Here is a 23,119-nt window from a genome sequence, read left to right as displayed (position 1 = left end):
GCGGCAGGCGCGGGTTTTCCGCAAGCGGCAGCGTACGGGGTGCCGTGGTTTGTCCCGGCCCTGCGACCACAAAGGCCTGGGGTGGCCGAACGGCGGCGGGTACAATGGTCCGGCGTCCCGTCCGTGGCCGCGCCCCCTGCCGAAGAGGACCGAGATGAGGGACTGCCCGTTCGTTGGTTTCCTGCCGCCGGGCGAGGACGGCGCCGACCCCGTGACCGCCCTGCTGAACCACGGGTATTTCGCCGAGGCGGCGCTGCGCCTCTACGGCCTGAAGCTGGATCCCGAGACCGCCGAGGCGGCGGACCGCCTGCCGCAGCCGCCGGGTCCTTACATGGCGGCGGCCCGGAACGTCCTGGAGGTCTGGGCGTCCCTCCCCTCCCCGCAGGCGCGGGAGCTTTCGACCGTTCTGGCGAACGTCGAGAAGCTGCGCGCGGCGCTCGCCGTGGACGAGCGGTTCGTGGCGGCCGCCTACATGCTCGGCTATCTGCTGTTCCAGCTCGGCCCCGGTTACGGGCGCGAGACCGCGCGCTGGATGGGCGTGGCGGTCGAGCACTGGCATGACAACGCCGACGCACAACTGCTGCTGGGCCGCGCGCTGTACGTCCAGAGCCGCTACGAGGAGGCGCTGCACCACATCGAGGCCGCGGCGGCGGCCCCCCGGCTGGAGGCGGCGGCGAATCATCACATGGCGACGGTGCTCTCCACCGTCGGTCGCTTCGACGACGCGCTCCGGTGCTCGGAGACGGCCGTCCGGCTCGCCCCCGACAACGGGGCGTTCCGCAGCACCCGCGATGAGCTGGAGAAGCTCGGCAAGATCCGCCGGCAGCCGTTCTCCCGCTTCCCGGAGCGCGTGGACGACATCAAGGCGGACATCGCCGGCAGCTTCCGCAAGCACGTGCTGGGCAAGCTGGTCGGCATGGAACCACCGCTCGACCGCACCGCGCAGGTGTTCACCGCCGGCTCGTGCTTCGCCCAGAACATCGCGCTGGCGCTCACCGCCCAGGGCGTGCGGACCATCAACGCCGGCTTCGGGGAGCTCATCAACAGCACCTTCGCCAACCGCGCCTACATCGAGCGCGTCTGCGGCTTTCCGCTGGACCACAACGGCCGGGCGCTGTGCGAGATGATCGGGCGCGACCCCATCGCCGACCGGGAGGCGATCGCCCGCTCGTCGCTGTTCATCTTCACCTTCGGCGTCGCCCCCTGCTTCTTCGACAAGGCGACGGGCGCGTTCACGCTGGCCGGCGGCAGCCACGCCTCGGTGCACGCGCTGACCGGCAAGTGCCACTCGCGGATGAGCACGGTGCAGGAGAACGTCGACAACGCCCGGCAGATCTTCACCCTGCTGCGCAGCCTCAACCCCGCCATGAAAATCGTCGTCACCCTGTCGCCGGTGCCGCTGCACGTGGCGTTCGGCGATATGCCGGCGGTGCAAACCGATTGCCTGTCCAAGTCGACGCTGCGCGTCGCCATTGCCGAGGCGCTGCGCGACAACCCCGAAGACGTCTGGTACTGGCCGGCCTTCGAGGCGGTGAAGTGGCTGGGCGCCTACGACGGCACCGCGTACGGTGCCGACGACGGCGCGTCCGTCCACGTCTCCCGCTGGATGATCGACATCATCATCAAGGAGTTCGTCGCAACGTTCTTCAAGCCGGCGGCGTAAGGCGGGAAATACGTCCGCATGGCCTTCCGGCACACCGCGGCGATCCTGGCCGCACTTGCGCTCCCGGGTGCGTCCCCCGCGCTGGCGGCGGGCACCGCGACGGCCACCGGCATCCCCGGCCTGACCGTCCTCGGCACGGCGAGCGCGGAGTCGATGCTCACCGTCTTCCAGGGCATCTACGGCACCACCCAGGTCAACCCGCCGTTCGAGCCGGGCACCACCGCGTACGTCGTGCGCACCACGCAGCCCTTCGTGGCGGTGCGCAGCTACGTCAGCCCACGCGACCTGCCGGGCAAGGCGGGGCAGACCGGCGGCTGGATCATGCCCATCGCCGAGATGCGCGGGCTGACGCGGGCGCGGATCCTCGACCGCTGGGCGCTGCCGGTCTACAGCGACGGCACGCGCAACAACACGATGACGCTGGTCGTCGTCCCGGCCGGCGTGTCGTTCTGGAGCGGCGTCGCCGGCCCGATCACCGACGCCGTGGACGGCACCGGCACCTGGGGCCGGGGTGGCGGCATCCAGTACTACGTCGGCTGGGGCGCGGCGGGGGTGCAGGGTTATCAGGTGCCGGCGGCCAACTACACCGTCACCGGCAGCGCCGATCCGGGGCCGGTGCTGGCCTACGGCCCGCGGCTGTCCGGCGCGGCGAAGGCGGTCGGAACCTACCTGGACGGCGTGCCGGTGGCCGCCTACGGCGGCCTCGACCGCGCGCTGCTGACGCTTGATGTGCTGAACCTGACCAGCCCGGCCGACGCCGCGCCGTTGCAGGCCGCCGTCCGGCAGTTCGGGCCGGAGGTATACGGCGCGCTGCCGCACGTCCTCGACCACCAGCGCACGCTGTTCCTCGACGCGCTCGGCCGGCGGGGCGGCGGGCCGGAGGCGGTGCTGGCGTCGGGACTGACGGTGTGGACCAAGGCACTGGGCGCGGCCGCGCGCCTGGGCGGCACGGACGAGATGGCGGGCTACCGCTCGGCCACCTGGGCCGGCATGGGCGGCGCGGACTACCGCGTGTCCGACGCTCTGGAGATCGGCGTCGGCGGCGCCTACCTGCGCAGCCGGCTGGACTGGAAGGACGCCGGATCCAGCGCCGGCCGGGTCGAGACGGCGATGCTGGGGGTGCACGGCACCTACACGCTGGGTGGCGTGTTCCTGAACGGGCAGGTGGCGGGCGGCACCAGCTGGGGCGAGGTCAGCCGCCGCATCGCCATCGCCGACAGCGGCGCCCTGCCTGGAATTTCCACCGCCATCGCCCGCACCGCCACCGGCAAGCCACGGGCGGAGTCCATCGCCTCCCGCCTCGACCTCGGCACCGAGGTGACGCTGGAGAGTGTGCGGGTCACACCCTTCATCGGGCTGCAGCACGCATGGCTGAACGGGCGCGGCTTCACCGAGAGCGGTGCCGACGGCCTGAACCTCGCGGTGGACGGGCGGGACGGGCACAGCCTGCGCTCGCGCGCCGGCATCGCCCTCGCCTACCCGGTCGCCGCGGACTGGACGCTGGACGGCCGGCTGCTGTGGAGCCAGCGGCTGTCGGCGGCGTCGGGGACGGTGAGCGCGGGATTGACCGGGCAGCCCGGATCGTTCGCGGTCGACACCGCGGATGAGTCGGCGTGGAGCGTGCAGCCGGCGCTCGGGCTGTCCGGGCGGGTCGCGGGTGGGTGGGCGTATGTCCGCTATGAAGGGGACCTACGCCGGAACTACCGCGCGCACGCGGCGGTCGCGGGGGCGGCGCTGGCGTTCTAGACGCCCAGATACCGCCGCTCCAGGTGCCGCTTGAACACGGCGACGTCCAGCGGCCGGCCGGTCGCCTCGGTCAGCAACTCGTCCGTGCTCGCCGGCCGGCTGCCCTTGCCGTGCACATGCTCGCGCAGCCATCCGACCAGCGGGGCGAAGTCGCCGCGCGCGAGGCCGGGCTTCACGTCGGGCTCGGCGGCGCAGGCGGCCTCGAACAGCTGGGCGGCGGTCATGGCGCCCAGCGTGTAGGTGGGGAAATAGCCCCAGCCGCCGCCCGGCCAGTGGATGTCCTGCAGGCAGCCCAGCCGGTCATCCGGCGGCGTCACGCCCAGCAGCGCCCGCATGCCCTCGTTCCACGCCCCCGGCAGGTCGGCGAGGTCGAGGTCGCCGGCAATCAGCGCCTTCTCCAGCCGGTAGCGCAGGATGACGTGCGCCGGGTAGGTCACTTCGTCGGCGTCGACGCGGATGAAGCCGCGCTCGACGCGGGTATAGAGGCGGCGCAGGGTGTCCGGCTCCCAGGCCGGGCCGTGGCCGTCGAAGGCGGCGCGCGCCTCACCGGCCAGCCAGCCGATGAACTCAGCCGAGCGGCTGGCCTGCATCTCGACGATCAGCGACTGCGATTCGTGCGCCGCCATGCCGCGGGCGTTGCCCACCGGCTGCAGCATCCAGGCGCGCGGGCGGCCCTGCTCGTACAGCGCATGGCCGGTCTCGTGCAGCACGCCCATCAGCGCCTTGGCGAAGTCGGCCTCGTCGTAGCGGGTGGTGATGCGCACGTCGTCGTTGGCGCCGCCGCAGAACGGGTGCAGCGACACGTCCAGCCGGCCGCGCGTGAAGTCGAACCCGGCGGCGCGCATCATCCGCTCGCCCAGAGCCTTCTGGCGGTCCACCGGGAACGGCCCCTCCGGGCGCAGCACCGGCGGCTCGGCCGCCTGTTTCTCCAGGACACGTTCCAGCAGGCCGGGCAGGAAAGCCGCCAGATCGTCGAACAGCGCGTCGATCCGCACGGCGCGCGAGCCGGGGTCGTGCTCGTCCAGCAGTGCGTCGTAGGGGGAGACGCCCAGCGCCTCGCCCTTCGCCCGTGCGCCCTCGCACACGAGGCGCAGCACCTCGCGCAGCGACGGCAGCAGGGCGGCGTAGTCGCTTTCGGCCCGTGCGGTGCGCCACCTCATCTCGCAGGTGGAGATCGCCTTGCTGGTCGCCTCGACCAGATCGGCGGGCAGCGCGGTGGCCTGGACGTGCAGGCGCTGCATCTCGCGCAGGTTGGCCGCCTGCCACGCGTCGAGCCCGCCCTGCGCCCCGGCCGCCGCGAGGAGGTCGGCCATGTCCGGTGCGGTCATCAGCTCGTGCGCCAGGACGGACAGGGTGGCGGTCTGCTCGGCGCGGCCGTCGGCGGCGCCGTCCGGCATCATGGTCTGGGTGTCCCAGCCGAGGATACCCAAAGCTCCGCCGATGGCGGCGACGCGGGCGAAGCGGCGTTCCAGGTCCTGGTAAGCGGTCATGGGTCCGATCTGCGGCGAAGGTGGAAGACGACATAGATGACCAGCAGGGTCGCCGCGAGGCTATACCAGGTGATGGCGTATTGCAGGTGATTGTTCGGCAGATCGACGCGCGGCTCGATGCCGGAGGGGCCGCCCGGTGACTGACCCGGCAGCGCCTCCACCACCACCGGCGCCACCGCGGCCAAGCCGAGCGCGGCGGCCATGGCGGGCGGGTCGAGGCGAACCCACACCTCGGCGCCGGGCGTGTTGCCGGGCTGCATCCAGCCGGCCGGCGCCGGCAGGCGGGCGACGCCGCGCAGCGTCACCTCGCCCGGCGAGCCGTCGCGGCGGGCGTCCTTGCGGTCCATCGGGATCCAGCCGCGGTTGACCAGCACCGGTGGGCCGCCGTCGGCGCGCTGCAACGGGGTCACCACCTCGTAGCCCATCTGCCCCTGGCGCGGCCGGGCGATCATCAGCAGCGCGCGGTCGTTCAGCAGGCGCCCGGTGACGGTGACCGGGCGCAGGTCGAGGTCGTCGGGGTCGGCGACCGTCGCCGGCAGCGGGACGGGGGCGGCCCCCATGCGCGCGTGCACGCGGCGGATCAGGTCCTCCTTCCAGCCCAGCCGCTCCACCTGCCACGTGCCGAGGCCGAGCATCGCCAGCACCGCCGGGACGGTGAACAGCGTCGCCCACAGGCTGGGGCGGAAACGGCGGGCGGGACCGGACATGGCCCTTTGCATAGATGGGGCGGCGCTCACGCGGCGGGCCCCTCGTAATCGTGGCGGCGGTAACGGTACTGCAAGGCGATCATATACGCCTTGGCCGGCCGCAGCATGCCGAGCGCAAGGCCGAGGATCAGCACACCCCAGACCAGCGCGTGCAGCCACAACGGCCACTCCACGTTCATCGACACCCACAGCGCGACCGGCACCACCAGGAAGCCGAGGATGAAGATCAGGAACACCGCCGGGCCGTCGCCGGTGTCCTGCTTGCCCAGGTCGAGGCCGCAGACCTCGCAGACGTCGGCCACGGTGAGGAAGTCCTTGTAGAGCCTCCCCCTGCCGCAGCGCGGGCACACGCACCGCATGCCCGCGCTCAACGGCGCTACCCGTGGGTAGTGTGTGGTCAATGCCCGGCGGCCGCGCCCAGCGACCCCCACCAGTAGATGGAGACGAACAGGAACAGCCAGACCACGTCCACGAAGTGCCAGTACCAGGCCGCCGCCTCGAAGCCGAAGTGGCTGTCCGGCGTGAAGTGGCCCTTCACCGTGCGGTACCAGCAGACCGCCAGGAAGATGGTGCCGACGAAGACGTGGAAGCCGTGGAAGCCCGTCGCCATGAAGAAGGTGGACGGGTAGATGCCCTCGGTGAAGCCGAAGGAGGCGTGGCTGTACTCCCAGCCCTGGAAGAAGGTGAACATCACGCCGAGCAGCACGGTGAGGCCCAGCGCCTGCCCGGCCTTCCTGGTGTTGCCGTGCTGCAGCTCGTGGTGCGCCCAGGTGACCGTCACGCCGGACAGCAGCAGGATGACCGTCATCATGAACGGCAGGTGGAACGGGTCGAACGGCTTGATGGCCGGCGGCGGCCACACGCCGTGCGGGTTCTGCGCGAAGATCTTCGGGAACAGCGAGGCGTCGAAGTACGCCCAGAAGAACGCGACGAAGAACATCACCTCCGACGCGATGAACAGCGCCATGCCGTAGCGCAGACCGATCTTCACCACGGGGGTATGGGCGTGCTCGACCACCGCTTCCCTGATGATGTCGCGCCACCACAGGAACATCACCGCCGACACCGCCAGGAAGCCGAGGACCAGCAGCCACACGGTGTTGTAGTGCATGTAGAAGATGGCGCCGGTGGCCAGCAGGCCGCCCGCGAAGGCGCCGGCCAGCGGCCACGGGCTGGGCTTCACCAGGTGGTAGGGGTGCGGGATGCCCTCCCCGTGCGGTGCGGGCGCTGTGTCGTGCGTGATGTCGGCCATATGCTCCAACCCCGTGCTCAATTCGTGGCGCCGGTCTCGCCCGGGCGGGCGGCCGTACGCTCCTTGGTTGACGATGCCGCGCCGGTCTTGGCGCGGAAGAAGGTGTAGGAGAGCGTGATGGTCTTCACGTCCTCCGCGTCGCGGTCGTTGACGATCGCCGGATCGACGAAGAACGCCACCGGCATATCGACGGCCTCACCGGGGTTCAGCACCTGTTCGGTGAAGCAGAAGCACTCGATCTTGTTGAAGTAGGCGCCGGTCTTCTCGGGCGTCACGTTGAACACGGCGGTGCCGGTGAGCGGCTCCTTGCCGCGGTTCTCCGCGTGGTAGCTGACCAGCACCGTCTCGCCGAGCTTCACCGTCACCTCCCGCTGGTTGGGGCGGAAGGACCAGGGCAGCCCGGTGTTGACGTCGGCGTTGAAGCGCACCGTCACCGTGCGGTCGAGCACGGTGTCCGGCGCCTTCTCCGCACGCTGGGTGGTGCCGCCGAAGCCGGTCACCTGGCAGAACAGCGAGTAGAGCGGCACCGACGCGTAGGCCAGCCCGACCATCCCGAAGGCCAGCCCCAGCAGGCCGATCAGGAAGCCGCGGTTGCGGCGGCGGGTCCGCTCGTCCATCACCATTCTCCTGGCTCAATGCCCGCCCATGCGGACGATGGTGATCAGGTAGAACAGCGCCACCAGACCCAGCAACGCCAGCAGCGTGGCGAGGTTGCGGCCGCGCAGCCGCTTGGCACGATCGTCTTGCGGTTCGGTCATCGCCATTTAAAAGCCTCCGGGAACGGCATGTTCACCCACCAGCAGGGCGAACAGCAGGAACAGGTACAGGATCGAGAAGCCGAACATCTGCTTGGCCGGCTTGTCGTCGGTGGACTTCAGCACGCGGACCGCGCACAGCACGAACAGCAGGCCCAGCACCACCGCACCGGCGAGGTAGGCGTAGCCGGCGATCCCCAGGAAGAACGGCGCCACGGCGGCCGGCAGCAGCAGCAGCGTGTACAGCAGCATCTGCCGCTTGGTGGTCTCGGGCCCCTCGACCACGGGCAGCATCGGCACGCCGGCCCGCGCGTAGTCGCCGCTGCGGAACAGCGCCAGCGCCCAGAAGTGCGGCGGCGTCCACAGGAAGATCAGCGCGAACAGCGCGATGGACGCCACGTCCACCCCGCCGGTCACCGCCGCCCAGCCGATCATCGGCGGGAAGGCGCCGGCCGCACCGCCGATCACGATGTTCTGCGGCGTGCGCCGCTTCAGCCACATGGTGTAGACGAAGACGTAGAACAGCGTGGCCAGCGCCAGGATGCCGGCCGCCACCCAGTTCACCGCCACTCCCATCACCAGCACCGCGGCCACTGCCAGGAAGACGCCGAAGGCCAGCGCCTCGTCCGGCGCCACCCGGCCGGTGGGGATCGGCCGCCTGGCCGTGCGGGTCATCACCGCGTCGATGTCGCGGTCGTACCACATGTTGATGGCGCCCGACGCCCCGGCGCCGACGGCGATGCAGAGCACCGCCACGGATGCCAGCAGCGGGTGCAGGTGCCCCGGCGCCACCACCATGCCGGCGAAGCCGGTGAACACCACCAGCGACATGACGCGGGGCTTCAGCAGCTCGATGAAGTCGCCGACCGTGGCGGACGGCGCGTCGGCGGAGACGCGCTGGACGGTGAGATCCGTCATTCTTCTTTCCTCCGGTGACGGGGGAGGCGTTCCCTCCCCCGCGTCTCTAACCCTTGACCGTGCTTACTTGATGCCCAATCACTTGATCCTGGGCAGCGTCTCGAAGGCGTGGAACGGCGGCGGCGAGCTGACCGTCCATTCCAGCGTCGTGGCGCTTGGCCCCCAGTAGTTCGCCCCCACGCGCGCCCCGCGGGTCAGCGTGGTGATGGCGATCCACACGAACAACAGCGTGGAGCCGAAAGAGATGTAGGAGCCGATGGAGGAAATCAGGTTCCAGCCAGCGAACGCATCCGGATAGTCCGGGATACGGCGCGGCATCCCCGACAGGCCCAGGAAGTGCTGCGGGAAGAAGGTCAGGTTGACGCCGACGAAGGTCGTCCAGAAATGGACCTTGCCCCAGAACTCCGGATACTGGCGGCCCGACATCTTGCCGATCCAATAGTACCAGCCGGCGAAGATCGAGAACACCGCGCCCAGCGACAGCACGTAGTGGAAGTGCGCGACCACGTAATAGGTGTCGTGCAGCACCACGTCCATGCCGCCGTTGGCCAGCACCACGCCGGTCACGCCGCCGACGGTGAACAGGAAGATGAAGCCGATGGCCCAGAGCATCGGCGTCTTGAACTCGATGGAGCCGCCCCACATGGTGGCGATCCAGCTGAAGATCTTGATGCCCGTCGGCACCGCGATGATCATCGTCGCCGCGGTGAAGTAGGCCTTGGTATCGACGCTGAGGCCCACCGTGTACATGTGGTGCGCCCACACGACGAAGCCGACGACGCCGATGGCGACCATCGCATAGGCCATGCCGAGATAGCCGAACACCGGCTTCTTCGAGAAGGTAGAGACGATGTGGCTGATGATGCCGAAGCCCGGCAGGATCATGATGTAGACTTCGGGGTGGCCGAAGAACCAGAAGAGATGCTGGAACAGGATCGGGTCGCCGCCGCCCTCCGGGTTGAAGAAGGAGGTGCCGAAGTTGCGGTCGGTCAGCAGCATGGTGATGGCGCCGCCCAGCACCGGCACGGCGAGCAGCAGCAGGAAGGCGGTCACCAGCATCGCCCAGACGAACAGCGGCATCTTGTGCAGCGTCATGCCCGGCGCGCGCATGTTGAAGATGGTGGTGATGAAGTTCAGCGCGCCCAGCACCGACGAGGCGCCGGCGAGGTGCAGCGCGAAGATCGCCATGTCCACCGACGGGCCGCTCTGGCCCATGGCGCCGGACAGCGGCGGGTAGATGGTCCACCCCGTCCCCGCGCCCTGGCCGACGAAGGCGGAGCCCAGCAGCAGCAGGAAGGCCGGCACGATCAGCCAGAAGCTGATGTTGTTGAGACGCGGGAACGCCATGTCGGGCGACCCGATCATCATCGGCACGAACCAGTTGCCGAAGCCGCCGATCACCGCGGGCATGACCACGAAGAACACCATGATCAGGCCGTGCGCGGTGATCAGCACGTTCCACATCTGGCCGTCGCCGACGATGCCCATGCCGGGGCTCTGCAGCTCGGCGCGCATGATGACCGAGAACAGGCCGCCGATCAGGCCGGCGATCACCGAGAACACCAGGTACAGCGTCCCGATGTCCTTGTGGTTGGTGGAGCAAAGCCAGCGCTGCACGAAGCCCGGCGTGTGGTGGTCGTGGGCGTCGTGCCCGTGCGCACCCGTGGAGTTAGCCATCTCTATCCCTCGCTTAGGCGATTCTTATTACGGGCGTCAGCGCGTCTCGGCGGCGGCCGGCATCTGCGCCAACTCGCGCGAGCCGTCCGGCGTGCCGTAGGCGACCTTCGCCTTGGCGACCCACTCCGCGAACTTCTCCTTCGACATCGCCTCGACGGCGATGGGCATGAAGCCGTGGTTGGTGCCGCAGATCTCCGAGCACTGGCCGTAGTAGACGCCCTCCTTCTCGACCTTGAACCAGGTCTCGTTGAGGCGGCCGGGCACCGCGTCCTTCTTCACGCCGAACGCGGGCAGCGCCCAGGCGTGGATGACGTCGCCGGCGGTGAGCTGCACGCGCACCACGGTGTTGACCGGCACGACCACGCGGTTGTCGACCTCGAGCAGGCGCTTCTGGCCCGGCTTCAGGTCGGCCTCCTGGATCATGTAGCTGGAGTAGGCGAAACCGCCCTGGTCCGGGTACTCGTAGTCCCAGTACCACTGCCGACCGGTGACCTTGATGGTCATCTCGGCCTCCGGCGTGACCTCCATCATGTAGAGGACGCGGAAGGACGGCACGGCGATGACGATCAGGATGATCACCGGGACCACCGTCCACGCCACCTCCAAGAGCGTGTTGTGCGAGGTGCTGGACGGGGTCGGGTTGCGCTTGGCGTTGAAGCGGACGGCCACCGCGACCAGCAGCGCGAACACCAGCAGCGTGATGGCGGTGATGATCACCAGCAGCAGGTTGTGGAAATCGTCGAGCGCGTGCTTGACCGGCGAGGCCGCCGGCTGCAGGCCCAGTTCCCAAGGCTGGGGCGCGGCGGCCAGCGCGCTTTGAGCCAATCCGAGTACGCAAGTGAGTGCTGTCGCGCCGACGGCGCGCAAGGTGTGCCTGGTCATCCCCAACCCTCTCTCTGCCGTGCGGCCGACCACGGCCCACGGATGCCCCTATGGCCCGGCTGCCACCCCGTCCTGTCTCTCGCGCCCCGCCCGGTTCTCCGGGTCTGAGGGCGGACGGTTCCGGCGGCGCCGGTGTTGATTTCTCCGCGGGCCGTCCATGCGCCTGGGGATGATCTGCGATACCCCCACTGCATGTGCGACAAATCCGCGCACCTAGAACGTAGCTCCTGCCATGCCCGCGTTACAAGGTCTTCCGTACACAAAATGTGGCTTTATGCCGCATTCCGGAAGGCCGATGGTCCGCAGCGTGGCCACAGCCTTTTCCTAATGGTTGAGTGCGATCGTCAAGTGATAAGTGCGACAGGTTGACGCAGGCCGTCAGCTGGACTGACGATTGGCGTTGGTCAAATGGCCGCAAAAAGCCCCTCTCCCCTTGCGGGAGAGGGGGAAGGAACGCCACCTGACCCGAAACCGAGTCACCACGAAGGCACGAAGACACGAAGGTGGGAGGCGCGTTCCCGCCACCTTCGTGTCTTCGTGCCTTCGTGGTGAAAAACCCGGTCGGCGCTCTGCGCCCTTCCCCCTCTCCCCAACCCCTCTCCCGCAAGGGGAGAGGGGCTTAAGCGGCGCTTTCCAGCCGCGGCGCCCCGGCCACCAGCTGCGGGAAGGTGCGGGCGAAGGCCTCGGCGTCCGTGCCCGCCAGCTCGAATCGCACGCGGAGGTCGTCGTCACGGCGCTCCATGGCGGTGAAGGGGATCGCCACCGCGCAGCCATCGACCCGCAGCGTGCCCGCCGTACCCGGCGCCAGCTCCGGCGCGCCGGTCAGGCAGGCGCCGCGCTCCGACAGGTCGGCAACCCGCGCCGCCGACTCGGCGCCAGCCACAACCACCCGGCAGCCGCGGTCGAGGCGCCAGCGCGGGCGCTGCCGGCGATCCACCTCCTGCGTCGCGGTGCGCACCGCCCGCACCAGCGTGGCGCGCAACGCGTCGATGCTGCCGGCCAGCTCAGTGGCGATGCCGCGCACGTCGGAGGCGCGCGCGCCGTTGGCGGACGCCTCCGCCGACACCTGGGCGATACGCGAGGACACCTCCTGCGCGGCACCGGTGGTCTCGACCACGTTGCGCGAGATCTCGTGCGTCGCTGCCCCCTGCTGCTCCATGGCGACGGCGACCGAGCCGGCGATGGAGTCGATCTCCTGGATGGTCGCGCCGATCTCGCGCACCGCCTCCACCGCCGAGGCGGTGCCGACCTGCACGGCGGCGATCTGCTGGGCGATCTCCTCGGTCGCCTTGGCGGTTTGGTTGGCGAGGTTCTTGACCTCGGTCGCCACCACGGCGAAGCCCTTGCCGGCCTCCCCCGCCCGCGCCGCCTCGATGGTGGCGTTCAGCGCCAGCAGGTTGGTCTGCCCGGCAATGCCCTGGATCAGCGTCGCCACCTCGCCGATGCGGCTGACGGTGTCGGACAGCGATTGGATGGTCTCCTGCGTCCGTGTCCCCGCCCCCACCGCGCGCCGCGTCACCGCGCTGGCGTGGCCGAGCTGGTCGTTGATCGCCCGGATCGAGGCGGTCAGCTCCTCCACCGCGGTGGCGACGCACTGGGCGTTGGACAGCGCCTGCTCGGCCGCCGCGGCGACGCCCTGCGCGTTGCTCGACACCTGGTCGGCCGACGTGGCCATGGAGCCGGCGGAGCCGTCCATCTCCTTGGTCCGCGCCGCCACGCGCTCGACGGCCGAGCGCATCTCGCGCTCCACGGTGTCGGCCATGCCGGCGAGCGCGGCGCGCTTGGCCGCCTCGGATTCGGCGCGGGCGCGTTCCTGCTCGGCGCGCAGGCGCTCGTTGTCCAGGCCGTGCTGCTTGAACACCTCGACCGCCCTGGCCATCAGGCCGATCTCGTCGCGCCGCGCGGTGCCCGGCACCTCGACGTCGAAGCGGCCCTCGGCCAGCACGCCCATGGTGTCGGTCATGCCGCGGATCGGCCGGTTGACCTGCGCGGTGATGACCCAGGCCGCCACCGCAGCCAGCGCCAGCACCGCCGCCAGCAGCGCCACGCTGACCGTCAGCGTGCCGTCGGCCGCCGCCGCCTCGCGGTCGAGCAGCCCGCGCACCTCGGCCGAGGCCGCCGCCTGCGCCTCCAGGATGCGTTCGATGCCGGCCGTGGCGGCGGCGAACCAGCGCGCGCCGTCCACCGGGTACGCCGCCCCCGCGGCCGAGGCGTCGTAGACCGCGGCGCGGGTCGCCTCGAACTCGCCGAAATAGACGCGCGCGATGGCGTCGGCCGCCGCGGCCATGCCGGGGCCGAAGCCGCCGACCAGCCGCCGGAACGACGTCCAGCCGCTGTCCACGCGGCCGCGGGCGCGCGACACCGCCTCCAGCTGCGCCGGGGTGAACGGCTTGGCCCCAGCCACCGCGCCGGCCACCATGCCGCGCTCGCGCCCGGCGAACTCGCTCATCTCCCACAGGGTGTTCTTCAGGTCGAAGGCACGCAGCACGGCGCCGCCGGCCGCCGGGCCGGAATCCTCCACGGCGCCGCGGAACGCCTGGCTGGCGAGGATCAGCGCGCTCACCCGCGGGAACCAGTCGCGCTTCAGCTCGGCCGAGGCCTGACCGCCGGACAGCGCCGCGTCCACGCCGCGGCGCAGCTCCTCCACCGCGCGCAGCGCCGCCTCGGCGTCACCCAGCGGCTTGTCGAGGGCGGCGCCCAGCAGGCGGGCGCGGGCGACCGCGTCGGCGAAGGCGGCGTCGGCCTCGCGCCGCTTGCCGGCGATGGCGTCGCGCTGCGCCGGGGAGGCCGCCTTCGGGTCGGCCAGGACGGCGTTGGCGGTGCCACGCTCCACCGCCCAGGCGCCGGCCGCGGCCAGCAACTGGTCGGAGATGCCGTTGACGGCGCGCACCTGCTCCGCCGCCCGCCGGGCCTCCAGCGCATCCAGCGCCCGCTGCCCGGCCACGGCGACCAGCATGGCCCCGAGTATGGCAACCAGCGCCAGCAGCTTCGCCCGGATCGTCATCGCACACCCTTCCCACCGTTGGCACGGCCAATCCCGTGCAATTTAGTGAGATTTTACGGATGCAATTATGCATGCAAACGAGGCAAAATGGCGCAGGCCTGGGCAGCCCTCTACCCGTGATGGGCAAGCACCTTGCGGATCCGCCGCACGCCCTTCCACACCAGGAACAGCACGACGGGGATCATCAGCCCGACGATCATGTCCGGGTCGATCTTCCAGCCGAAGCCCTTCAACGACTTGGCGGCGTAGCCGACGATGCCGATCAGGTAATAGCTGATGGCGACCACCGACAGCCCCTCCACCGTCTCCTGCAACCGCAGCTGGAGGTCGGCGCGGCGGTCCATGGAGCGCAGCAGCTCGGCGTTCTGCCCCTCCACCGCGATCTCGACGCGGGTGCGCAGCAGGTGGCTGGCGCGCGCCAGACGCTGCGACAGCGTGTCGAGCCGGCCCTGCACCGCCTCGCAGGTGCGGATGGCGGGGGTGAGGCGGCGGTCCATGAACTCGCCGACGGTCTGCAGCCCCTCCATGCGCATCTCGCGCAGTTCGCCGATGCGGCGCTCGACCAGCTCGTAGTAGGCGCGCGCGGCGCCGAAACGATAGGCGGTCTCGGCGGCGATCTGCTCGGTCTGCGCCGACAGCCGGGTCAGCTTGTCGAGCACGCCGCGCTCGTCCTCCAGGCCGGAGAGGTCGGTGGTGCGGGCGGTCAGCTCGGCCAGCTCGCGCTCGATGGCGCCGATGCGCGGCAGCACGCCGCGCGCCGCCGGCAGCGCCAGCAGCGCCATCATGCGGTAGACCTCGATCTCCAGCAGGCGCAGGACGATTCGCCCGGTCTGCCACGCCGACATGCTGTGGTTGGCGATCAGCACGCGCGAGAAGCCGTCGCCGTGGATGCGGAAGTCGGTCCACGCCATCGCCGCCCGCCCGGCAACCCGCGAGCCGACATAGGCGTCCGAACCGAAGACCCCCGCCAGCTGCGGTCCCGTCGGTTCCGGCATGTCGGGGCCGAGCACGGCGACGTGCACGCCGACCAGCAGCTCCCCCGCCAGCCCGGCCAGCCAGTCGCGCGGCAGCGCGTTCAGCGCCGGGTCGGCGAAGGGCTCGCCGAAGGCGCCCTCGCGGTAGACGGTCCAGGTCGAGAACTCGGTGTGGCGCTCCCATTTCAGGCGGAAGCTGCCGAAATTGCCGCTGTAGTGGGTGGCGCCCGACGCCGGGCGCGCCACGCCGGCCCAGTCGCACAGCTGCTCCAGGTGCTTGCGCTCGCGCTCCCCCGCCGCCTCGCCGGAGAGCATGGCGAGCACGGTGGCGCGCACCGGGGCGCGCATCGCCTCGGACGGACGGGCGTGCACCTCGTTGGTCAGCGGCACGCGCAACGCATGCTCGCGCAGCGGATGGGCGGTGGTGGCGAGCGGGCGCTCGGTCCCGGCGTTCAGTTCGGTCACGGGACGATCCGTTGCAGCTCGCGCACAGTGCGCCCGGTCTCGACGGTTCCGGTGTTGAGGGTGGTGTTCGGCTCCAGCAGCAGCACGTGGCACTCGTCCGTCAGGGCTTCGGGCCGGTGCTCCACGCCGTGCGGGACGATGATGAACTCGCCAGGGTCGAGGTCGACGGCCCGGTCGCGGAAGCCCATCCGCATCCGCCCGGCGACGACCAGGAACAGCTCGTCCTCCACCTCGTGGTGATGCCAGTCGAAGGCCCCCCGGAGCTTGACGAGCTTGACCTGGAACGCGTTGATGTCGCCGGCGACCCGGGGGCTCCAGGGATCGGAGAAACTCCGAAACGCCTCGGCCAGATTCACCTTGTCCATCCTGCCCCTCCCGTGCATGGCCGGACGGCGAGGCTTGCCGGGCCGGCTTTGTGTCGCCACACTATAGACCACATCCCGGGGCCGGGTGCCTAGGCGTCCCCGGCTCATCAAATGGTACCAGCACCGGAGCTTCCATGAGCGCGCTCGCCGTCACCGACGACCTGTTCTTCAACCGCGCCGGCCTCGACCGCCCCCGCATCGAGGGGATCGTGTCGGAGGCGCTCCGCGGCGCCGACGACGGCGAGCTGTACCTGGAATACGCCCAGAGCGAGAGCCTGGGCTGGGACGACGGCAAGCTGAAGTCGGCCAGCTTCGACACCACGCAGGGCTTCGGCCTGCGCGGCATCGCCGGCGAGGCGACCGGCTTCGCGCACGCCTCGAACCTGTCCGAGGACGCCATCCGCCGCGCCGCCGAGACGGTGCGCGCCGTGCAGGCCGGCCACACCGGCACCGTGGCGGAGCCGCCGCCGGGCACCAACCGGGCGCTCTACATGCCCGACAACCCGCTCTCCCTGGTGCCCTTCGCCGACAAGGTGACGCTGCTGGCCGACATCGACGCCTACGCCCGCGCCAAGGACCCGCGCGTGCGGCAGGTCAGCTGCTCGATCAGCGGCGAGTGGCAGGCGGTGCAGATCCTGCGCGGCGACGGCGTGCGGGTGGCCGACCTGCGGCCGCTGGTGCGGCTGTCGGTCTCGGTGGTGGTCGGCGACGGCGACAAGATGGAGACCGGCAGCTACGGCGGCGGCGGCCGCGTCACCTACGAGCAGTACCTGCAGCCGGAGACCTGGCGCTTCTTCGTCGACGAGGCGCTGCGCCAGGCGCTGGTCAACCTGGATTCGGTGGCCGCGCCGGCCGGCGAGATGACCGTGGTGCTCGGCCCCGGCTGGCCCGGCATCCTGCTGCACGAAGCGATCGGCCACGGGCTGGAGGGCGACTTCAACCGCAAGAAGACCTCGGCCTTCGCCGGCCTGATGGGGCAGCGCATCGCCGCTCCCGGCGTCACGGTGGTGGACGACGGCACCATCGAGAACGCCCGCGGCTCGATCAGCGTGGACGACGAGGGCACGCCGGGGCAGTGCACGACGCTGATCGAGGACGGCGTCCTGGTCGGCTACATGCAGGACCGCATGAACGCCCGCCTGATGGGCGTGCGCCCGACCGGCAACGGCCGCCGGCAGAGCTTCGCCTACCACCCGATGCCGCGCATGACCAACACGGTGATGCGCAACGGCCCGCACGCGCCCGACGAGATCATCGCCTCGGTGAAGAAGGGCCTGTACGCCAAGAACTTCGGCGGCGGGCAGGTGGACATCACGTCCGGCAAGTTCGTGTTCTCGGCCAGCGAAGCCTACCTGATCGAGGACGGCAAGCTGGGCCCGGCGGTGAAGGGCGCCACCCTGATCGGCAACGGCCCGGACAGCCTGACGCGCGTGGCGATGGTCGGCAACGACAGCCGCCTCGACCCGGGCGTCGGCACCTGCGGCAAGGACGGCCAGGGCGTGCCGGTGGGCGTGGGCCAGCCGACGCTGCGGCTGGACGGGCTGACGGTGGGCGGGACCGCGGCGTAAGTCTTTCGCGCCGCCCCCACCCCATCCCTCCCCCGCTGGGCGGGGGAGGGGGCATGCACTGCCATACCTGCATTGCGGCGGAGTTCCCTCCCCCGCCCAGCTCTCGCGCAAGCGAAGCTTGCGCTGACGTGGCAGGCGGATCCTCCGGATCCGCCGAGAGCGGGGGAGGGTTAGGGGGGCCGTAGCCGACGCGCAGCCATGCTGACAAAACCATTTCAAAGGGAGGCCACCGTGGCAGGACTCGCACTGGTATCCACCTTCTGCCCCGACCGCGTCGGGCTGGTCTCCGGGATCACCGGCCACCTGTTCGACCAGGGCATCAACCTGCGCGACGTCACCTTCGCGGTGATGGGCTCGGGCGCCGAGTTCTCCGCCGTGTGCGAGCTGCCGGGCGGCGTCTCGGTCGAGGACCTGCACGCCAGCCTCGCCGCCACGCCGGAACTGGCCGGCGCGCAGATCAAGGTGACGCCGTTCGACTTCGACCCGAACCCCGGCCCGCTCGGCCTGATCACCCACCGCGTCGCGGTGTCGGGCGGCGACCAGCCGGGCCTCATCGCCCGGCTGTCGGAGGTGTTCGGGCAGTTCGGCGCCAACATCGTGCGCCTGGACGCACAGACGCTGCCCGACCGCGAGGGTGGGCGCTACACCATCCGCTTCGCCGTCTCCATCCCGGCCGAGCGCGCCGCCGCCTGCCTCGCCACCGTCGCCAACACCGCGGAAAGCCTGGGGCTGACCAGCCAGGCCGAGGCGGTCTGACCGCGCTCCCACGCGGGTTGGACGCCGAATGAAACGGCGCTTGGCCCGTTTCTTTTTCCGCACATCATTCTCATTTGCAAAGAACAGAAAAGCATTTGCTCACGACATAGGCGGATCGGAAGAGACAAGATTCATTAGCGATCTCCGAATATTCGAATTTTGATTTGACCAATTCCAATCTCCGTGCGATACGGCATGCAGGCCCACAAAAGAAGAAGAGGCATGCCATGCAGGGAAAGCAGAGCGTCATCGACCGCCTGAACCGGCTGCTGACCGGCGAGCTGAGCGCCGCCGACCAGTACCTCGCGCACTCGCGGATGATGGAAAACTGGGGCTTCAAGGCGCTCTATGACCGTATCGCGCACGAGCGGCACGACGAGCTGGAGCACGCCGACAAGCTCATCAAGCGCATTCTGTTCCTGGAAGGCACGCCCGACGTCGCCAGCCGCGCGCCGCTGAACATCGGCAAGGACGTGCCGGAGATGCTGCGCAACGACCTCGCCTATGAACTCCAGGTCGTCGCCGAGCTGAAGGAGGCGATCGCCCACGTCGAGCAGGAGCAGGACTACGACACCCGCCGCATCCTGGTCGAGTTGCTGGAGGACACCGAGGAGGATCACACCCACTGGCTGGAGCAGCAGATCGGCCTGATCGACCGCATCGGCGTGCAGAACTACCTGCAATCCGCCATGGGCAAGGTTTCGGAATAAGGAAGCGCCGCCATGAAGGGTAACCCCGACGTCATCGCCCAGCTGCAGCTGGTGCTCAAGGACCAGCTCACCGGAATCAACCAGTACTTCCTGCACGCGCGCATGGAGAAGAACTGGGGCTTCAAGGCGCTGGGCAAGTGGGAATACAAGGCCTCCATCGAGGTGATGAAGAGCGCCGACGAACTGGTCGAGCGCATCCTGTTCCTGGAAGCCATCCCGAACCTCCAGGATCTCGGCAAGCTGAAGATCGGCGAGGACGTGCCGGAGATCCTCGACGCCGACCTCGCCATGGAGCGCGAGTACCGCGACCGCATCGTCGCCGCCATCGCGCTCTGCGAGCAGAAGGCCGACTACGTCTCGCGCGACCTCCTGGAGGAGATCCTGGAGGAGACCGAGGAGCGCATCGATTACATCGAGACCCAGATCGGCCTGATCGCCAGCGTCGGCCTGCAGAATTTCCTGCAAAGCGCGATCGGCGAGATCGAGTGAGTGTTTGCATAGCCCTCCCCCTGCTCCGCAGGGGGAGGGAGGGACCCGCGCTCGGCGCGGGAGGGTGGGGGCAGCGGCCTTTCGGACAAGCCGCAGCCCCCACCCTTCCCATTTCATGGGCCCCTTCCACGGCCGCTCGCAAGTCTCGCGACCGCGCTCCGCCTTTCGCGGCTTCACCGCGAATGCCCTCGGCAACGGCTCCACGCCCCCATCGGGGATGGGGGAGGGATTGCTTTTCGCCCCATTTCCGCATATCCTGCGGTCATGGACGACATCGACCGCAAAATCATAGCGCACATCCAGCACGACGGACGCGCTTCTTACGCTGACATCGGCACCGCTGTCGGGCTGTCGGTGTCCGCGGTCAACGAGCGGCTGAAGAAGCTCCAGGCCTCCGGGGTGATCGCCGGCTGGGGCGCGCGCATCGCGCCGAAGCCGGTCGGGCTGGACGTGCTGGCCTTCGTGCATGTGCTGCTGGACCGGCCGGAGCACGACGCCGGCTTCCGCGCCGCCATGACCGGCAACGCCTCCGTCCAGGAATGCCACCACCTGACCGGTGAATGGTCCTATCTGCTCAAGGTCCGGGTGCCGGACACCGCGGCGCTGGAACGCTTCCTGACGGAGGACCTGAAGGCGCTGCCCGGCGTGGTGCGCTCGCACACCGCCATCGCCCTGTCGTCGGTGAAGGAGACGGCCGCGCTGCCGGTCGGATAGCCGCCATGGACACGACGTTCCTGTTCCTCAAAGGCGCGGTCATCGGGCTGTCCATCGCCGCGCCGGTCGGTCCGATCGGCCTGCTGTGCATCCGACGCACGCTGGCGGACGGCGCGGCCGTGGGGTTCGCCACCGGGCTGGGCGCCGCCACCGCCGACGCCGCGTACGGGGCGGTGGCCGGATTCGGCTTGGCCGCCGTCACCGACCTGCTGCTGGGCTGGCAGACCGCGCTGCGGCTGGTCGGCGGGCTGGTGCTGCTGTGGCTGGGCTTCGCCACCATGCGCGCCCATCCAGCGAAAGGGCCGGCGGAGCAGGCGGCGGAGACGCCGACGGCGCACGGCCTCGCCGGAGCCTACGCGACGACGGTGGTGCTGACGCTGGCCAACCCGGCGACGATCATCAGCTTCGTCGCGGTGTTCGGCGCCCTGGGGCTGGCCGAGGCCGGCGGCGCGCCCGCGCTGGGGGCGTCGATGCTGGTGCTCGGGGTGTTCCTGGGGTCGGCGGCGTGGTGGCTGGTGCTGAGCGCCGGGGTCGGCGTGTTCCGGCGGCGGGTGACGGCGGCCGCCATGCTCTGGATCAACCGCGCGTCGGGCGCGGTGCTGGCCGGGTTCGGGCTGCTCGCCCTGGCCGCGGCCCTTTAGGCGCTCAGAGAATACCGAGGGTGAGCGGGCCGCCCAGCAGGGCGGTGGCGCCGATCAACAGGGCGACGGCGGTCAGCCGCTCGACGCGGCTCCAGCGCTGCCAATCCTTCTTGAAGCTTTTCAGGTCGTTCGACATGGCTGCCTCCGCCACGCAAGAGAACTGATCGCTGTCACCCTACCGCCCAGCAAGTTTCTGCTTGGTTAACGGGCAGCAGAGAAAAAATCATCCATCCAAAAATCGTCACAGCCCGCCCGGCTTTAAAGAAATCCGATGGATGATCGCCGAAAACTTTCGACAAAAGACACCAGCCCCTCAGCTAACCCGGAGGGGCGATCCCGGCCGCGCGGCATAGGGGCCGCGGCGGGACGTAGGCCGAGCGGACGGCGTCCGTCCGGCGGCTTTTCATCCGCGCGGCGATGCTCCAAATTGGGAGGGGGTGCAGAGCGAGGCATACCGTGACAGGACTGAAGATCGGCTTGGCGCTGGGCAGCGGGGCGGCGCGCGGCTGGGCGCACATCGGCGTGCTGCGCGCGCTGGACGAGCTGGGGATCGAGCCGCACATCGTCTGCGGCACCTCCATCGGCGCGGCGGTGGGGGCGGCCTACCTGACCGGGCAGCTCGACGAGCTGCAGAGCTGGGCGCAGAGCATGGGCCTGCTCGGCATGCTGGGGATCATCGACGTGACGTTCCGGCGCGGCGGCCTGGTCGCCGCCGAACGCGTGTTCGAGCGCTTCCGCAACGCCGCCACCGACGTGCGCATCGAGGAGCTGCCGAAGCCCTACGCCGCCGTGGCGACCGACCTGGCGACCGGCCGGGAGATCTGGCTGCGCGAGGGGCCGATGCTGGACGCGGTGTGCGCCTCGGCGGCGATGCCCGGCGTCTTCCCGGCGGTGCGCAACGGCCAGCACTGGCTGGTGGACGGCGCGCTGGTCAACCCGGTGCCGGTGTCGCTGTGCCGGGCGCTGGGCGCTGATCTTGTGATCGCGGTGAACCTGAACAGCGAGATGTCCGCCCCCTCCCGCCCGGTGATGGCGGAGGCCGGGGTGGCGCCCTCCACCTTCCAGCAGCTGACCCAGCAGGTCGGCGCCTGGATCGGCAAGCGGCCGAACCTGCGCACGCGCTTCTTCGCCGAGCAGATCGAGGAGGCGGTGAAGGAGCCGGCGCCCAACGTGCTGGAAATCCTGGCCGGCTCCATCGACATCATGCAGGACCGCATCACCCGCTCCCGCCTCGCCGGCGAGCCGCCGGACGTGCTGGTGACGCCGCGCCTCGGCCACATCGGGATCCTGGAATTCGACCGTGCCGCGGAGGTGGTGGAGATCGGTTACGCCGCGGCGAGCATCATGCGGCCGCAGATCGAACTGGCGCTGCGCCGGGCATAGGCCCGGCACCCCGCCCTTTCGCGTTCAGCCGCGCCGAGCACCCGGCGCCGCAGCAACGACGAAGCTGGCGCCGGCTTCCCGGCGCGGCTGAACACGAAAGAGCAGGATTGCCGGCCTATTCCGCCGCGATCGGCCGCGCCGGGGCCTGCGGGCGCATCAGGCGGGTCAGCAGGGTGATGCCCGCCACCACCGCCAGCCACGCGCCGGCCTGCAGCGCGGTCGGGCGGTCGGTGTAGCCGACCAGGATGTGCAGCACCTGCCCCAGCGCGCTGCCGTCGCTCAGCAGGAAGCTGGTGTCCCACAGCTCCGCCTCGCCGAAGCTGACCAGCCCGGCCTGCGACAGGTAGTGCATGGCCGAGGCCGCCATGCCCGCGGCCAGCAGCGTGATCATCCAGCTGGTGACGCTGAACAGGTGCCGCGTGGCGATGGTCAGCAGCCCGCGGTACACCAGGAACGCCGCCACCGCGCCCAGCGCGACGCCGCCCAGGGCGCCCAGCGCCACCGAGGCGCCGCCGCCGCCTTCGGCCGAGACGATGCCGGCGAGGAACAGCACCACCTCGGCGCCTTCGCGCAGCACCGCGGCGCCGACCACCACGGCCAGCGCGTGCGGCGGCCGGTCGCCGGACTCGACGGCGCGGCCGACCGCGCGCATCTCCGCCGCGTGCTCGCGGCCGTGCCGGGCCATCCAGGCGTTGTGCCACGCCAGCATGACCACCGCGGTCAGCAGCACCGCGGCGTTGAACAGCTCCTGCCCGCTGCCGTCGAGCTGGTCGGAGATCACGTCGGCGAAGGCCGCCACGCCGCAGGCCCCGGCGACGCCGGCGCCGACGCCGGCCGCCACCCAGCGCCCGCGCCCGAGCACGCCACGCGTCGCCGCCAGCACGATGCCGATGATCAGGCCGGCTTCCAGGACCTCGCGGAAGACGATGATGAGACTGGCGAGCATGGCGACCTCCGGCG

The 23,119-nt window shown here is 70.4% G+C and carries 23 protein-coding genes; 9 read left to right on the top strand and 14 right to left on the bottom strand.

From position 1 onward, the window contains the following. Window positions 1-154: 154 nt before the first annotated feature. On the top strand, window positions 155-1,663 hold the full coding sequence (locus tag TSO221_RS02085) for a GSCFA domain-containing protein (RefSeq protein WP_109116830.1): 1,509 nt from the start codon (window positions 155-157) through the stop codon (window positions 1,661-1,663). 18 nt (window positions 1,664-1,681) lie between these two features. Further along, complete coding sequence (locus TSO221_RS02080) at window positions 1,682-3,409, top strand: autotransporter outer membrane beta-barrel domain-containing protein (RefSeq protein WP_109116829.1); 1,728 nt, start codon at window positions 1,682-1,684, stop codon at window positions 3,407-3,409. Here the strand turns inward: TSO221_RS02080 and TSO221_RS02075 are convergent. The 12 genes from TSO221_RS02075 to TSO221_RS02025 all read right to left on the bottom strand — a co-directional run bounded on the left by TSO221_RS02075 (window position 3,406) and on the right by TSO221_RS02025 (window position 15,898). Then, window positions 3,406-4,899 (bottom strand): carboxypeptidase M32, encoded by a 1,494-nt coding sequence (locus TSO221_RS02075; RefSeq protein WP_109116828.1) that lies wholly within the window; start codon window positions 4,897-4,899, stop codon window positions 3,406-3,408. The two genes, TSO221_RS02080 and TSO221_RS02075, sit on opposite strands and share 4 nt — an antisense overlap. Then, complete coding sequence (locus TSO221_RS02070) at window positions 4,896-5,606, bottom strand: SURF1 family cytochrome oxidase biogenesis protein (RefSeq protein ID WP_109116827.1); 711 nt, start codon at window positions 5,604-5,606, stop codon at window positions 4,896-4,898. Before TSO221_RS02070 ends, TSO221_RS02075 begins: the two co-directional genes overlap by 4 nt. A 26-nt stretch (window positions 5,607-5,632) precedes the next feature. Further along, a complete protein-coding gene (locus TSO221_RS02065) occupies window positions 5,633-5,965 on the bottom strand; it encodes a DUF983 domain-containing protein (RefSeq protein ID WP_109116826.1) in 333 nt (110 codons plus the stop codon). A 38-nt stretch (window positions 5,966-6,003) separates the two neighbouring features. Next, complete coding sequence (locus tag TSO221_RS02060) at window positions 6,004-6,858, bottom strand: cytochrome c oxidase subunit 3 (RefSeq protein ID WP_109116825.1); 855 nt, start codon at window positions 6,856-6,858, stop codon at window positions 6,004-6,006. Window positions 6,859-6,875: 17 nt separating this feature from the next. Next, the gene (locus TSO221_RS02055) at window positions 6,876-7,475 is read right to left on the bottom strand and encodes a cytochrome c oxidase assembly protein (RefSeq protein ID WP_247877886.1); all 600 of its coding nucleotides are present in this window, start codon (window positions 7,473-7,475) and stop codon (window positions 6,876-6,878) included. Window positions 7,476-7,490: 15 nt separating this feature from the next. Next, the gene (locus TSO221_RS36750) at window positions 7,491-7,622 is read right to left on the bottom strand and encodes a hypothetical protein (RefSeq protein ID WP_282187697.1); all 132 of its coding nucleotides are present in this window, start codon (window positions 7,620-7,622) and stop codon (window positions 7,491-7,493) included. Next, a complete protein-coding gene (gene cyoE, locus TSO221_RS02050) occupies window positions 7,623-8,531 on the bottom strand; it encodes a heme o synthase (RefSeq protein ID WP_109116823.1) in 909 nt (302 codons plus the stop codon). A gap of 78 nt (window positions 8,532-8,609) precedes the next feature. Beyond that, window positions 8,610-10,208, bottom strand: coding sequence for a cytochrome c oxidase subunit I (gene ctaD, locus TSO221_RS02045; RefSeq protein WP_109116822.1), 1,599 nt, complete (start codon window positions 10,206-10,208; stop codon window positions 8,610-8,612). 36 nt (window positions 10,209-10,244) lie between these two features. Beyond that, window positions 10,245-11,090: a cytochrome c oxidase subunit II gene (gene coxB / locus TSO221_RS02040; protein WP_109116821.1), complete on the bottom strand. Its 846-nt coding sequence runs from the start codon at window positions 11,088-11,090 to the stop codon at window positions 10,245-10,247. 619 nt (window positions 11,091-11,709) lie between these two features. Next, window positions 11,710-14,094, bottom strand: a complete 2,385-nt coding sequence (locus TSO221_RS02035; RefSeq protein WP_109116820.1) for a methyl-accepting chemotaxis protein — start codon at window positions 14,092-14,094, stop codon at window positions 11,710-11,712. A 110-nt stretch (window positions 14,095-14,204) separates the two neighbouring features. Next, a complete protein-coding gene (locus TSO221_RS02030; RefSeq protein WP_109116819.1) occupies window positions 14,205-15,533 on the bottom strand; it encodes a DUF3422 domain-containing protein in 1,329 nt (442 codons plus the stop codon). Continuing rightward, window positions 15,530-15,898, bottom strand: a complete 369-nt coding sequence (locus TSO221_RS02025; RefSeq protein ID WP_109116818.1) for a cupin domain-containing protein — start codon at window positions 15,896-15,898, stop codon at window positions 15,530-15,532. Before TSO221_RS02025 ends, TSO221_RS02030 begins: the two co-directional genes overlap by 4 nt. Window positions 15,899-16,032: 134 nt before the next feature. Here TSO221_RS02025 and tldD point away from each other — a divergent pair, with 134 nt between their 5' ends. The 6 genes from tldD (at window position 16,033) to TSO221_RS01995 (ending at window position 20,776) form a co-directional block, all read left to right on the top strand. After that, window positions 16,033-17,466: a metalloprotease TldD gene (tldD, locus tag TSO221_RS02020; RefSeq protein WP_109116817.1), complete on the top strand. Its 1,434-nt coding sequence runs from the start codon at window positions 16,033-16,035 to the stop codon at window positions 17,464-17,466. 231 nt (window positions 17,467-17,697) lie between these two features. Continuing rightward, on the top strand, window positions 17,698-18,222 hold the full coding sequence (locus tag TSO221_RS02015; RefSeq protein WP_247877885.1) for an amino acid-binding protein: 525 nt from the start codon (window positions 17,698-17,700) through the stop codon (window positions 18,220-18,222). Window positions 18,223-18,449: 227 nt separating this feature from the next. Then, on the top strand, window positions 18,450-18,932 hold the full coding sequence (gene bfr, locus TSO221_RS02010) for a bacterioferritin (protein ID WP_109116815.1): 483 nt from the start codon (window positions 18,450-18,452) through the stop codon (window positions 18,930-18,932). Between the two features lie 12 nt (window positions 18,933-18,944). After that, on the top strand, window positions 18,945-19,421 hold the full coding sequence (bfr, locus tag TSO221_RS02005; protein ID WP_109116814.1) for a bacterioferritin: 477 nt from the start codon (window positions 18,945-18,947) through the stop codon (window positions 19,419-19,421). A gap of 264 nt (window positions 19,422-19,685) precedes the next feature. Then, window positions 19,686-20,135: an Lrp/AsnC family transcriptional regulator gene (locus TSO221_RS02000; protein WP_109116813.1), complete on the top strand. Its 450-nt coding sequence runs from the start codon at window positions 19,686-19,688 to the stop codon at window positions 20,133-20,135. 5 nt (window positions 20,136-20,140) lie between these two features. Beyond that, on the top strand, window positions 20,141-20,776 hold the full coding sequence (locus TSO221_RS01995; protein WP_109116812.1) for a LysE family transporter: 636 nt from the start codon (window positions 20,141-20,143) through the stop codon (window positions 20,774-20,776). 4 nt (window positions 20,777-20,780) lie between these two features. Here TSO221_RS01995 and TSO221_RS36745 read toward each other — a convergent pair whose 3' ends face one another. Continuing rightward, window positions 20,781-20,912 (bottom strand): hypothetical protein, encoded by a 132-nt coding sequence (locus TSO221_RS36745; protein WP_282187696.1) that lies wholly within the window; start codon window positions 20,910-20,912, stop codon window positions 20,781-20,783. A 320-nt stretch (window positions 20,913-21,232) separates the two neighbouring features. Here TSO221_RS36745 and rssA point away from each other — a divergent pair, with 320 nt between their 5' ends. Next, on the top strand, window positions 21,233-22,159 hold the full coding sequence (gene rssA / locus TSO221_RS01990; RefSeq protein WP_282187695.1) for a patatin-like phospholipase RssA: 927 nt from the start codon (window positions 21,233-21,235) through the stop codon (window positions 22,157-22,159). Window positions 22,160-22,274: 115 nt separating this feature from the next. Here rssA and TSO221_RS01985 read toward each other — a convergent pair whose 3' ends face one another. Beyond that, complete coding sequence (locus TSO221_RS01985) at window positions 22,275-23,105, bottom strand: FTR1 family protein (protein WP_109116810.1); 831 nt, start codon at window positions 23,103-23,105, stop codon at window positions 22,275-22,277. Window positions 23,106-23,119 lie beyond the last annotated feature (14 nt).

The sequence above is a fragment of the Azospirillum sp. TSO22-1 genome, from assembly GCF_003116015.1.
Taxonomy (GTDB): Bacteria; Pseudomonadota; Alphaproteobacteria; order Azospirillales; family Azospirillaceae; genus Azospirillum.
Note: the sequence above shows the minus strand (reverse complement) of the source record. Positions and strands in the feature narration are given on the sequence as shown.